This is a genomic window from Citricoccus sp. (assembly GCF_035445025.1).
GTDB lineage: Bacteria > Actinomycetota > Actinomycetes > Actinomycetales > Micrococcaceae > Citricoccus.
This window is the reverse complement of the sequence record NZ_DAOMPX010000019.1, coordinates 11,743-24,120: the sequence shown is the minus strand read 5'-3', so window position 1 is coordinate 24,120 and position 12,378 is coordinate 11,743. Positions and strand designations below refer to the sequence as shown.

Here is a 12,378-nt window from a genome sequence, read left to right as displayed (position 1 = left end):
CCCGGGCGCCGTGGCGGCGCCGGAAGACCGGCCCTTCAAGGGTAGCGGATCGGCCCCTGGCGCACCGTCGCCGGAGACGACCGGCCGGCCACCGGGCCCTGCGGTCAGTCGGTCAGGACTTCTTCTCCATCACGGACTGGGCCCAGTCGGCGAAGGACTGGCCCTCCTGGGCGGACTCGGCCCAGTTCTGGCCGTTGACGAACACGGTCGGGGTGCCGGTCACGCCGTCCGCCCGCGCGGTCGCCCCGCTGTACTTGACGTAGGGACGGTAGGTGTTGCCGTCGATGCACCCGTTGACGTCGGCACCCAGGCCGGAGGCCATGGACTTGAGGTCGTCGTCGCTCATGCCCTCACCGGTGTAGGCGGCGAACACCTGGGCCACGAAGGAGTTGTAGTTCTCCGGCGAGCCCTCGGCCACGCACAGGGCGGCGTTGGCGGCGCGCGAGGAGTAGTTGCCGGTGGCCGGGTTGTCCAGGAAGTCCAGCAGCCGGTACTCCACGGTGGCCTCGCCGGCGTCCAGCCACTGGTTCAGCTGCTCGCCGTTCTCGGACTCGAAGCTGGCGCAGTGCACGCAGTTGGCATCGGCGTAGATGATGATCTGGGCCGGGTCGCCGGCCCCGCGCTCCTCGAGGCCGGGCACGGTCTCCATCGGGGTGGGCGTCTCCGGCACCTCGACGGAGGTGGCGTCCACCTGCTCGCCGCCGAACTCGCTGGGTGCCAGCTCGGTGGTCGAGGTCAGCACCACGCCGCCGTGCTCGTTGGCCACGGTGGGTGCCGGGCCGGCGTCGGGAATGGAACGGGACGAGTTCATGAAGATGACGCCCACGACCACGGCGACCACCACCACGACGCCGATGACGACGCCCCAGCGGACCATGAGGGACCGGCGCTTCTCCTGGCGCCGCTGTTCCTCCTGCATCCGGCGGGCCTTCTCACGGGCGCTCTGCTGTCGTTCTGCCTTGGTCTGCTTGTCGTTGGAAGCCATCGTCCTGCCTGTCGGTGGGGCTGCGGTGTGGGTCGGTGCCGGCGGCCGGTACCCCCTGATACCTCGTCCGGGCCGGGGGTCAGCCTACCGGCCCTTCCTGAGAACCCGTGGCGGATGGCGACGGCGCCCGTTCCCCCTCCCCGGGCGCTCCGGGCACCGGCCGCACCGCGGCTGAGGCTAGGCTTGACGAGGGCCGTCGGTCCGTCCGGCGCCCCGGTCGCCTGTGCCGCGCGGGCGGCGCAGTTGAGGACGAGGAGGCCCGTCGTGAGCGACACCCAGCACACCGGATTACCCACTGGCACCGTGCCGTTCGTGGACCGGACCGAGGGGGAGCCGCCCGCCCCCGGACAGTACGACCTCGTCGTGGTCTCGAACCGGCTGGCGGTCGACCGGGTGGTGGACGAGCAGGGCAACGCCAGCTGGCAGCGGTCCCCCGGCGGCCTGGTGACCGCGCTGGCTCCCATCATGGCCAGCGAGGAGGGCGCGTGGGTCGGCTGGAACGGCGCCCCCCAGGACTCCGGGGACGCGGACCAGGCCACCGACCCCTTCGACCATGACGGCATGCACCTGGTGCCCGTGCCGCTGTCGGAGCAGGACATCGAGGAGTACTACGCGGGCTTCTCCAACGCCACCCTGTGGCCGATCTACCACGACGTGATCGCCCGCCCCGAGTTCCACCGCCAGTGGTGGGACACCTACCAGCAGGTCAACGCCCGGTTCGCGCGGGCCGCCGCGCAGACGGCATCGGAGGGGGCGACCGTCTGGGTGCAGGACTACCAGCTGCAGTTGGTCCCCCGGATGCTGCGACGGCTGCGCCCGGACCTGCGCATCGGCTACTTCCACCACATCCCGTTCGCACCGGTGGAGATCTTCGCCCAGCTGCCCTGGCGTCGCCCGGTGCTGGAGGGACTGCTCGGGGCGGACCTCATCGGCTTCCAGCGCACCTCGGACGTGGAGAACTTCCAGCGCTCCGTGGAGCGCATCCTGGGTGAGACGTTCACCTCGGGCTCCCTCGAGGTGGCGGACCTCGACGGCGGTTCGCGCACCGTGGCTGCCGAGGCGTTCCCCATCTCGATCGACGCGCAGACGGTCACCGCCCTGGCGGCGGATCCCGAGATCCAGGCCCGGTCCCGCCAGATCCGGGAGGAACTGGGCAATCCGCAGACCATCCTGCTCGGCGTGGACCGGCTGGACTACACGAAGGGGATCCGCCACCGGATCAAGGCCTTCGCCGAGCTGCTGGAGGACGCGCAGGTCACCGTGGAACAGGCGTGCCTGGTCCAGGTCGCCAGTCCCTCGCGGGAGAACGTGGAGACCTACCGGGAGCTGCGGGACGAGATCGAGCTGTCCGTGGGCCGGGTCAACGGCACCTTCGACACCATGGGCCACACCGCGATCCGCTACCTGCACCACTCCTACCCCGTGGAGGAGATGGTGGCCCTCTACCTGGCCGCCGACGTCATGCTGGTCACCGCGCTGCGGGACGGCATGAACCTCGTGGCCAAGGAGTACGCGGCCGTGCGCGGCGACTGGGGCGGCGTCCTCGTCCTGTCCGAGTTCGCCGGCGCCGCCGACCAGCTCCGTGACGCCCTGCTGGTCAATCCGCACGACATCGACGGCCTCAAGGACGCCATCATGGAGGCCATCCAGATGGACCCCCAGGACGCCCGCCGGCGGATGGGGGCCATGCACCGGCAGGTCCTCACGAACGACGTCGCCAAGTGGTCCCGGGACTTCCTCGACCGCCTGGGCGGACGGACCAAGCGGCGCCGGCCCCGGCCGGAGGACGCCGTCCAGAGCGCCTTCATGGACACCGACGACGACCGCGAGCGCCGCGAGGACGAGCACGCCGAACACGCTGAACAGGCCGAACAGGCGCGACGGGCCGAGCAGTTGCGGCTGGCCGATGACTGACGGCCTGGACCCTGACCTGGAGCGCGCCCTGCGTGAGTTCTCCGCCCGGGACACCGTGCTGGTGGCCCTGGACTTCGACGGCGTCGTCTCCGAGCTCGTGGACCGCGCCGAGGACGCCCGGCCGGTCCCGGAGAACGCCGCGGCCCTGGACGCGCTGACGGGGCTGCCCGGGGTCCACACCGCCCTGGTCTCCGGCCGCGCCCTGGAGTCCCTCATCACCGTTGCCACGCCCCCGGACCGGACCCTGCTGATCGGCTCCCACGGGGCCGAGCGGCGCCTGGGACCGGACGCGCCCCCGCTGGAACTGGACGATACGCAGCGCAGGACGCTGGCCGACGTCGGGGCCGTGCTGGAGCGGATCGCGGCGCGCTACCCGGACTCCTGGGTGGAGCACAAGCCGGCCGGCCGGGTGCTGCAGGTGCGGCTGGCCGCGACGGAGCAGGCCAGGCGCCAGGCCGTGGCGGAGGCCGAGGCGGCGCTGGCGGGCCGGGACGGGATCTACCCCGGCCACGGCAAGGACGTGTACGAGGTCTCCGTGGTGCGTGCGGACAAGGGCCAGGGCCTGGACCTGCTGCGCCGGACCAGCGGTGCCGAGGCGGTCCTGTTCGCGGGGGACGACGTCACCGACGAGCACGGCTTCGCCCGCCTCGACCCCACCACGGACGTCGGCATCAAGGTCGGCGACGGCCCGACGGCGGCCCGGTTCCGGATCGACGGGCCGGCCGCGCTGGCCCCGGTGCTCCAGGCGGTGGCCCGATGGCGTCGGTGACCCTGGAGAACGTCACCGTGCGTTACCCGGACGCCCCGGGGCCCGCCCTGGACGGGCTGGACCTGCACGCCGCGGACGGGCAGTTCGTGGTGATCACGGGCCCGCCGCGCGCCGGCAAGTCCACCCTGCTGCGCGTGCTGGCCGGGCAGGAGGACCCCACGAGCGGGCGGGTGCTGATCGGCGGGGTGGATGTCACCGCCGTCCCGGCCCAGGGCCGTGACGCCGTGCTGGTGTTCCAGAACTACGCCCTCTACCCGCACATGAGCGTGCGGGACAACATGAGCTTCGCCCTGCGCGTGGCCGGCGTCCCCGAGGCCGAACGCGAGGAGCGGGTGTCCGAGGCCGCCCGGCTGCTGGACCTGACGGACCGGCTGGACCTCGGCCCGGACCGGCTCACCGGGCCCCAGCGCCAGCAGGTGGCGCTGGCCCGGGCCGTGGTCCGGCGGCCGGCGGTGCTGCTCATGGACGACCCGCTGGCCATGGTGTCCCCGGAGCTGAGGGACCACACCGCGGACCTGATCCGCTCGCTGGTCCGGAACCTGCGGGTCACCACCCTGCAGGCCACGGCCGATCCCGGACCCCTGGCCTCCGCGGCGGACCGGGTGCTGCGGCTGGACGGGGGTCGGCTCATGGAGGACACTGCGGACACGGGCGTCGTGCCCGCCTGAGGGGCCGGGGGCAGTCCCCCACTGCGCACGGGTCCCCGGTCGCCCGCGACCATCGCGACGGAAGGAGCTGTCCCTTGGCCTCACGCACCGGACTGGACATCACGACCTCGGTGTCCTCGCAGTTGGGCGCCACGGAGCTGCTGGCCCTGCCCTGGGACGTCTCCCTGGAGGACTGGCCGGTGCGGACCCTCGCCGCCCTGCCCCGCGGCATCTCCCGGCACGTGGTGCGGTTCGCGCACCTGGCCGGGGCCGTGGTGGCGGTGAAGGAGACCACGGAGGAGTCCGCGCGGCGGGAGTACCAGTTGCTGCGGCGCCTGGAACGGCTGAACCTGCCGTGCGTGGAACCGGTGGCCGTGGTCAGCGGCCGCACCACGGCGGACGGGGAACCGTTGCTGACGGCGCTGGTCACCCGCCACCTGCGCTTCTCCCTGCCCTACCGCGCGGTGTTCTCCCGCAGCCTCCACCAGGACACCGTCACGCGGCTGATCGACGCGATGGCCCTGTTGCTGGTGGAACTGCACCTGGTGGGCTTCTACTGGGGGGACGTGTCCCTGTCCAACACGTTGTTCCGCCGCGACGCCGGTGCGTTCGCCGCCTACCTGGTGGACGCCGAGACGGGGGAACTGCACCCCTCCCTGTCCCGCGGGCAGCGCGAGCACGACCTGGAGATCGCCCGCGTCAACATCGCCGGGGAGCTGATGGACCTGGCGAGCGGGGGCATGCTGGACCCGGACGTGGATCCGGTGACGACCTCCGAGCTGATCATCAACGCCTACCGCCGACTCTGGGACGAGCTCACCGGGGACATGTCCTTCCGCACCGAGGAGCGCTGGCGGGTGGAGGACCGGATCCGCCGGCTCAACGCCCTGGGCTTCGACGTGGAGGAGTACGCGATCCGCACCACCCCCGACGGTTCCGAGCTGGTGCTGCAGCCCAAGGTGGTGGACCCGGGCCACCACCAGCGGCGGTTGCTGGGCCTGACCGGGCTGGACGTGCAGGAGAACCAGGCCCGCCGGCTGCTGCGGGACATCGACCACTTCCGTGCCGACCGGCACCCCGAGCTCGACGAGCAGGAGGCCGCCCACCTCTGGGTCGAGGAGGTGTTCGACCTCGTGACCCGGTCCATCCCCCCCGAGCTCTCCGGCAAGCTCGAACCGGCCGAGGTGATGCACCAGTTGCTGGAGCACCGGTGGTACCTGTCCGAGAACCAGAACCGGTCCGTGCCGCTGACCGAGGCCCTGCAGTCCTACATCAGCACCGTGCTGCCCGCGCGGCGGGACGAGGACGCGGTGGCCCTGCACCCCACCACCACCATGCTGCGGGCCGTACCGCCGCGGGCCGCCGGTCCGGACGGCCCCTGGAGCCCGCAGTCCGCGCAGACCCCCGGACTGTGACCCCGGACTGTGACCCCGGGCCCGGGCGTCCCCGTCCCGGGGACCGGCCGGGCCGCAGGGCCGGTCAGCGACGCCCGAGGAGCAGGAAACCGGGTGCGGGGACGGACGCCGGCAGTGCGTCCTCGCCGGCGGGACCACCCTGGTCGCCGGCCGGCACCGGCCCGTCGACGCCGTGCCCGGCCAGCAGCCGGTGGCCGGCCAGTTCGGGCGGGACCGGCAGGGGGTCCTCACCGAAGGCGGCCAGGAGCACCACGGATCCCGCGCCGTGCCCGCCGGCCTGGAGGGAGACACCCACCCCGGTCCCGACGTCGGCCGCCCCCTTCCGCAGGCCACGGTCCAGCCGCAGGTGGCGCCGGCCGGCGTCGACGGTGGCGTGCGTGGTGGCGCGGTCGGGGTCGGTCAGTTCGGGCAGTTCGGCGCGCAGGGCGGCCAGCCGGCGGTACAGCTCCAGCAGCCGGGCGTGCCGGCCGGTGCCGGCCTCCTCCCAGCGCAGCGTGGAGTCCCGGAAGGTCTGCTCCGCCTGCGGGTCCGGGACGGCGTCGTGGTCCCAGGCCATGCGCTCGAACTCCCTGCGCCGGCCCTGGGTCACCGCCTCGGCCAGTTCCGGCTCGCGGTGGGCCGTGAAGAACTGCCAGGGCGTGGACGCCGCCCACTCCTCCCCCATGAACAGCATGGGGGTGAAGGGCCCGGCCATCAGCAGCGCCGCCCCGATGGCCAGTCGCCCCTCGTCCAGGGACGCGGTCAACCGGTCCCCCGTGGCCCGGTTGCCGACCTGGTCGTGGTTCTGGGTGCACACCACGAGGGCCTCCGCCGGGGTGTGCTCGCCCAGCGGGCGGCCGTGGTGGCGGCGGCGGAAGGACGAGTAGGTGCCGTCGTGGAAGAAGCCCTCGTTGAGGACCTTGCCCAGTGCGTCCAGGGAGGCGAAGTCGGCGTAGTAGCCCTCGGTCTCCCCGGTCAGCGCCACGTGCACGGCGTGGTGGAAGTCGTCCGACCACTGGCCGGTGAGCCCGTGACCACCGGCGCCGCCGGGTGCGCGGGGGCTGATCATCCGCGGATCGTTCAGGTCCGATTCGGCCACCAGCACCAGGGGCCGGCCCAGCCGCGCGGACAGGGCGTCGACCTCGGCGGCCATCTCCTCGAGCACGTGGACCGCGCGGGTGTCGTGCAGTGCGTGGACGGCGTCCAGCCGGAAGCCGTCCACGTGGTACTCCTCGGCCCACATCCGCACGTTGTCGAGGATGTACCGGCGGACCTCGTCCGAGTCCGGGCCGTCCAGGTTCAGGCCGCTGCCCCAGCCGGTGGACTGCTCGGTCAGGTAGGGACCGAACTTCGGCAGGTAGTTCCCGGAGGGACCCAGGTGGTTGTAGACGACGTCCTGCAGGACCGCCAGACCGGCTGCGTGGCACGCGTCCACGAAGCGCCGGTAGGCCTCGGGCCCGCCGTAGGAGGCGTCCACGGCGTACCAGCCGACACCGTCGTAGCCCCAGTTGTGCCGGCCGCCGAAGGAGTTCACGGGCAGCAGTTCCACGTGCGTCACCCCGAGCGAGACGAGGTGGCCGAGCCGGTCGACGGCCGCGGCGAGGGTGCCCTCGGGGGTGAAGGTGCCCACGTGGAGCTCGTAGATGACCGCGCCGCGCAGGGGCCGTCCGGTCCAGTCGCCGTCGTGCCAGTCGTAGGCCTCGGCGTCCACCAGCCGGGAGGGGCCGTGGACGGTGTCCGGCTGGCACCGCGAGCGCGGGTCCGGGAACGGTCCCTCGCCGTCCACGCGGTATCCGTAGCCCACGTCGGTGCCTCCGGGAGCGGTGGCCCCGGGCACCCACCACCCGTCCCCGGCCGGTTCCATCGGGAACGCCTGGGCGCCGGCCCACCGGTCGGCGCTGTCGTGGACGGCCCCCGGCTCGCGGTCGGTGACCATCAGCTCGACGGTCCCGGCCTCCGGTGCCCAGACCGACCACCGGGTGTCCCGTGGGTGCGCTGAGTGCCCCTGCTCCCGGGACGTTCCCCGGTCCCTCGTCTCCGTCATCGCAGCGTGTTCCCCTCCTCCGGCACCAGCAGGGCGACCGGGTGGTGTTCGAAGATCTCGGCCAGTCGGGTGGTCCCGTCCGTGAAGGCCCCGCCGAAACGGCGTCCGGTGACCAGGTCCACCACGGCCTGGCGGGGCAGCACCACGGCGGTGTCACCCCAGCCGCCCTCGTCGGCCAGTCCCAGCGGCCAGCGGGTGGCCAGGGTGATGCAGCCCCCGCGGGAGAACGCGACCACGTGATCGGCGGCCTCGCCGAGGACGTCCAGGTCCTGGTAGCGGTTGAACCACTCGGGGTGTTCCCGGCGGGCCCGCAGCGCCCGTGAGGTGACCAGCAGCTTCAGCCCGGCGGCGTACTCGGCGAGTGCCTCGCCGTCGATCTGGCCGGTGTCCTCGGCGGGCCGGGGGAACTCGGGGGTCCAGCCGCCGTCGAGCCGGGCCAGCAGCGCCGCCCGCTCGCGGAAGTCCACGGGCCGGCGGTTGTCCGGGTCCACGAGCGTGGGGAACGGGACCTCGGTGCCCTGGTAGACGTCCGGGATCCCGGGCATGGTCAGCTGGATGAGCTTCATGGCCAGCTGGTTCGAGACTCCGGCCACGGTGATCCGGTCGGCGACCGCCTGGACGGCCTCGCGCAGTTCCCCGGTGCCCGTGGCCCGTTCGGCGAGGTCTGCCAGGAGGGCCTCGAACCGCTCGTCCGGCTCGGTCCAGGTGGTGCGCGTGGCCGCCTCGCGCGCCGCCTTGAGCGCGTAGTCGGCCAGCCGCTGGGTCTCCAGGGCCGTGCCGTCCACCGGCCAGGCGCCCACGACCGTCTCCCACAGCAGCTTCTCGAACGGGCCGTCCCCGAGCGGGGCCATCTGCCGGAACCGTTCCAGGGCGGCCGTCCACTCCCGGGGGATCTCGGAGAGCACGTCGATCCGGGCGCGCACGTCCTCGCTGCGCTTGGTGTCGTGCGTGGACAGGGTGGTCATGGTGCGGGGCATCCGGGCCTGCCGGTCGGCCTGGGCGGCGTGGAAGGCGTCCAGGTCCAGGGCGAACGCCGACGGGTCCCCGCCGACCTCGTTGAGCGAGGCCAGCCGGGTGTACCGGTAGAACGCCGTGTCCTCCACGCCCTTGGCCATGACCATGCCGGAGGTCTGCTGGAAGCGCTCGGCCACCGGGTGGTCGGGATCCGCCAGCAACGGCATGAGGGCCTCGAGCACGTCGGCGAGCTCGGGACGGCGGCGCCGGGCCTCGGCCGCGGCGTCGTCCAGGTGCTCGCGGCCGGTGGGCAGGTAGGAGCGGTAGACGGGGAAGCAGGCCAGCAGCTCGGCCAGGGCGTCCTGGACCCGGTGCTCACCGTGCTCCTCGCCGTCGGCCTGCTCCCCGGGGATGACGCCGGGCACCAGCCGGGCCAGCCGCTCCACCTCGGAGCGCAGCATGCCATCCGCCACCGCCCTCTTGGTGCCGTGGATCATCTCCGCCCACACCACCTCCGCGTCCGGGTCCGCCCAGTCCCCGAGCCGGGCGGCCACCGCGTCCAGCTCGGGGGCCCCGGCCGGGTCGACGAGGACGCGGTCCACCTCGCCGAGGGCGTCGTAACCGGTGGTGCCGTCCACGGCCCACGCCGCGGGCATCCGCTCGCCGGGCTCGAGGATCTTCTCCCCCAGCAGGTAGATCCCACCCGTGGCCTGGCGCAGGTTCTCGAAGTAACCGCCCGGGTCGGCCAGTCCGTCCGGGTGGTCCACGCGCAGCCCGTCCACGAGCCCGTCCCGGACCCAGGACAGGATCTCCCGGTGCGTCTCGGAGAACACGCGCGGGATCTCGACCCGGACCCCTGCCAGCGAGTTGACCGCGAAGAAGCGGCGGTAGTTCAGCCGCTCGTCGGCCTCCCGCCAGGGCATCAGGCGGTAGTTCTGCAGCGCGTGGGCCGCCCGGGCCACGCGCTCCTCCTCGGGACGGTCCGCGGGAGCGCCGCCGCCGTCGGGACCGTCCGTGCCGGCCGCGACGGCGGCGCGCGCCGCCTCCTCGGTGCCCGGGGCCAGCGGATAGACGTTGTCGTAGTAGTGCAGTTCCCCGTCCACGATCCGCAACCTCGACAGCTCGGCCTCCGGGTCCTCCTCCGTGCCGTCACCCAGCACGGGCAGCCAGATCCGGCTGTCGCCGGCGGCCCAGTCGATGTCGAAGGCCATCGCGTACTTCGAGGCCCGGCCGTGCTTGAGCACGTCCCACCACCAGGCGTTGTCCTTCGGGGTGGCCACGCCCACGTGGTTGGGGACGATGTCCGCCAGGATCCCGCCGCCCGCCTCGTGGACCGCCTCGGCGAGCTCGCGCAGCCCGGCCTCTCCCCCGCGGGCATCATCCACGTGGGTGGGGTCCACCACGTCGTAGCCGTGGGTCGAGCCCTCCTCGGCGCCGAGCATCGGGGACAGGTACACCCAGTCCACGCCGAGGTCCCGCAGGTACGGCAGCACCGTACGCGCATCGTCCAGGGTGAAGTCACCGGTCAGTTGCAGGCGGTAGGTGGACGCGGGGACTCTCTGCGGACTGGTCACGTCTGCACGCTAGCAGGGTGACGGGCGCTGCGGCCCCGCTAGTTGGCCGGCGGCGCGGTGAGGTCCCGGCTGATGCGCGGTTCACCGGAGTCCTCGAAGATGATCACGACGTCCTGGTGGACGGTGCCGTCGGGCATGGTGAGGTCGGCGATCAGGGCGTTGCCCTGCCAGTTCTCCTGGTGGACGGACTCGACCCCGTACTTCTGGCGCAGGTTGTCGGCGATGCGCACGTTGGCCTGGGATGAGCCGAACACCGCATAGCTGATGCCCACGAGCCCGATCACCAGCACGCCCGCGCCCGCCAGGATCTCCCGCATCGAGTCACGCATCCGGTCGGGGCCGGCGTACCGCGCGTCCTGGTCGTCCAGGTGAAGGCGGTAGCGCTTGCGCCGCCACAGGCCGTGGGCCATGACCGCCGCGCCGGCCACCGCCATGAGGATGCCGATCCACTGGGCGACGAGGGGGGTCTGCAGGTCGATCGGTGCGTACATGCCTTCCATTGTCCCCCGCCCGGAGTGCTCGTGCTGCGCGGGTCGCTCAGGCCCCGGGGGTCTGCGAGAAGACGTCCTCACCGGTGAGCGGTTCCCCGTCGGCCTCGAAGTAGACCGTCGCGGCCCGGCGCACGGTGCCGTCGGCCAGGGTCAGGTCCGCCACCAGGAAGGCACCGCTCCAGCGCGCGTTGTCCACGGCCGTCACCCCGTACTTCGCCGCGAGGTTGCCGCGCACGTTCTGGTGCGTCTGCCAGGCACCCAGCGCGGCGAGGCCGGCCAGCACCCCGGCCACCGCCAGGCAGAGGTAGGAGACCACCTGCTCCACCCGGGTGTCGCGAAGGTGTGCCGGATCCGTGTTGCGGCCGGTGCGCCGCGCGTACGCGACGTGCCGGCGCCGCCGCCACACCGCGTGGCCGAGCACCGCGAGTCCGACCAGCACGAGCACGCCCGCCACCCACAGGGTGGCGACCGGGGACTGGAAGTCGACGGCCCGGTAGTCGACGGCAGCGGACGCCGATGCGGTCAGCGGCAGCGCCGGGACGGACAGGGACGCCAGGGCGGACAGGGCAGTCAGTGTGGACAGGGCAGTCAGTGGGGACAGGACGGGCGGTCCGGGCGTCATGGCAGGGGTTCTCCCCGGGCGGCGGTCCAGATCCGGTACCACTGGTCGGCGTCCATGCGGGCGGCGGCCTCCTCGGCGGTGGCGCTGGCGGCGATGCGCTCGGGCCGGGTGGTGCCCACGACCGGGCGGATGCCCCACGGCAGGCGCAGCAGCCAGGCCAGGACCACGACGTCGGCCGGGACGCCGAGTTCCCCGGCCACCCGGGTGACCTCCGCGGCGGCCGGGGCGTCGGCCGGTTCGGGGTCGGGCCGGGTGTACCGGCCCCGGCCGAGGGGCCCCCAGGCCTGCAGGTCGATGCCGCGCGCGGTGCAGAACCCGACGATGCCCTCCATGTCCCCGGAGGCATGGGCGTCCTGGTGGTTGGCCAGCACCACGGTCTCGATCAGCGTGCGGGCGTGCAGGCCCAGTTCGAGCTGGACGCAGGCCAGGGTCTCGGTGCCGCCGCTGGCCTCGCGCAGGGCGTCGTCGAAACGCCGGACCCAGGCCAGGCCCATGTTGGAGACGCCCAGGCGGCCCACGGAGCCGGCGGCCTTCAGCTCCAGGAACGCACCGACGGTCTCGGCCGGGTCGGTCAGCACGTCGGGGCGGTGGATGATCAGGGTCTCGACGTGGTCCGTCCGGAGCCGCTCCAGGGAGCCGGCCACCGCCGTGCGCAGGTGGGCGGCCGAGGAGTCGTAGCGGGTGGTCCCCGCACCGCGGGCCTGGCCGTACAGCGGCGAACCGCCGAGCCGGATCCCGCACTTGGTCTGGATGCGCAGCCCCCGCCGGAGTCCCGGATCGGCGGCCAGCACCCGGCCGAGCGTCTCCTCGGACCTGCCATGGGCGTAGATGTCCGCGGTGTCCAGGGTGGAGAGGCCGGCGTCGAGGGCGGCACGGAGCGCGCGGCGGGCCGCGTCCTGCGCGTCGCGCCACGCCTGGGGGGCCGGTGGCTCGGGGGCCCAGCCACCGCCCCAGCCCATGCAGCCGAGAATCGTCCTGGTCATG

At 73.3% G+C, this 12,378-nt stretch carries 10 protein-coding genes; 4 read left to right on the top strand and 6 right to left on the bottom strand.

The window, feature by feature from the left end:
• Window positions 1–112: 112 nt before the first annotated feature.
• Window positions 113–985, bottom strand: coding sequence for a DsbA family protein (locus PLJ28_RS08065; RefSeq protein ID WP_183523389.1), 873 nt, complete (start codon window positions 983–985; stop codon window positions 113–115).
• Window positions 986–1,288: 303 nt separating this feature from the next.
• On the opposite strand from PLJ28_RS08065, the gene PLJ28_RS08060 reads away from it, so the two are divergent.
• The 4 genes from PLJ28_RS08060 (at window position 1,289) to PLJ28_RS08045 (ending at window position 5,730) form a co-directional block, all read left to right on the top strand.
• Complete coding sequence (locus tag PLJ28_RS08060) at window positions 1,289–2,899, top strand: alpha,alpha-trehalose-phosphate synthase (UDP-forming) (protein WP_183528102.1); 1,611 nt, start codon at window positions 1,289–1,291, stop codon at window positions 2,897–2,899.
• Window positions 2,892–3,668, top strand: a complete 777-nt coding sequence (gene otsB / locus PLJ28_RS08055) for a trehalose-phosphatase (RefSeq protein ID WP_298045018.1) — start codon at window positions 2,892–2,894, stop codon at window positions 3,666–3,668. The genes PLJ28_RS08060 and otsB overlap by 8 nt, the downstream gene beginning before the upstream one ends.
• On the top strand, window positions 3,656–4,336 hold the full coding sequence (locus tag PLJ28_RS08050) for an ABC transporter ATP-binding protein (RefSeq protein WP_183523385.1): 681 nt from the start codon (window positions 3,656–3,658) through the stop codon (window positions 4,334–4,336). The genes otsB and PLJ28_RS08050 overlap by 13 nt, the downstream gene beginning before the upstream one ends.
• Window positions 4,337–4,410: 74 nt before the next feature.
• Complete coding sequence (locus tag PLJ28_RS08045; RefSeq protein WP_183523383.1) at window positions 4,411–5,730, top strand: DUF4032 domain-containing protein; 1,320 nt, start codon at window positions 4,411–4,413, stop codon at window positions 5,728–5,730.
• A 64-nt stretch (window positions 5,731–5,794) separates the two neighbouring features.
• Here PLJ28_RS08045 and treZ read toward each other — a convergent pair whose 3' ends face one another.
• The 5 genes from treZ to PLJ28_RS08020 are packed head-to-tail and all read right to left on the bottom strand — an operon-like array spanning window position 5,795 to window position 12,377.
• Entirely contained in the window at window positions 5,795–7,753 is a 1,959-nt protein-coding gene (gene treZ, locus PLJ28_RS08040; protein WP_183523381.1) for a malto-oligosyltrehalose trehalohydrolase, read from the bottom strand.
• Window positions 7,750–10,281, bottom strand: a complete 2,532-nt coding sequence (gene treY / locus PLJ28_RS08035) for a malto-oligosyltrehalose synthase (protein WP_298045020.1) — start codon at window positions 10,279–10,281, stop codon at window positions 7,750–7,752. Before treY ends, treZ begins: the two co-directional genes overlap by 4 nt.
• Window positions 10,282–10,319: 38 nt before the next feature.
• On the bottom strand, window positions 10,320–10,772 hold the full coding sequence (locus PLJ28_RS08030) for a hypothetical protein (protein WP_183523377.1): 453 nt from the start codon (window positions 10,770–10,772) through the stop codon (window positions 10,320–10,322).
• Between the two features lie 46 nt (window positions 10,773–10,818).
• Window positions 10,819–11,394 (bottom strand): hypothetical protein, encoded by a 576-nt coding sequence (locus PLJ28_RS08025; RefSeq protein ID WP_298045023.1) that lies wholly within the window; start codon window positions 11,392–11,394, stop codon window positions 10,819–10,821.
• Window positions 11,391–12,377 (bottom strand): aldo/keto reductase, encoded by a 987-nt coding sequence (locus PLJ28_RS08020; RefSeq protein WP_298045025.1) that lies wholly within the window; start codon window positions 12,375–12,377, stop codon window positions 11,391–11,393. The genes PLJ28_RS08025 and PLJ28_RS08020 overlap by 4 nt, the downstream gene beginning before the upstream one ends.
• Window position 12,378 lies beyond the last annotated feature (1 nt).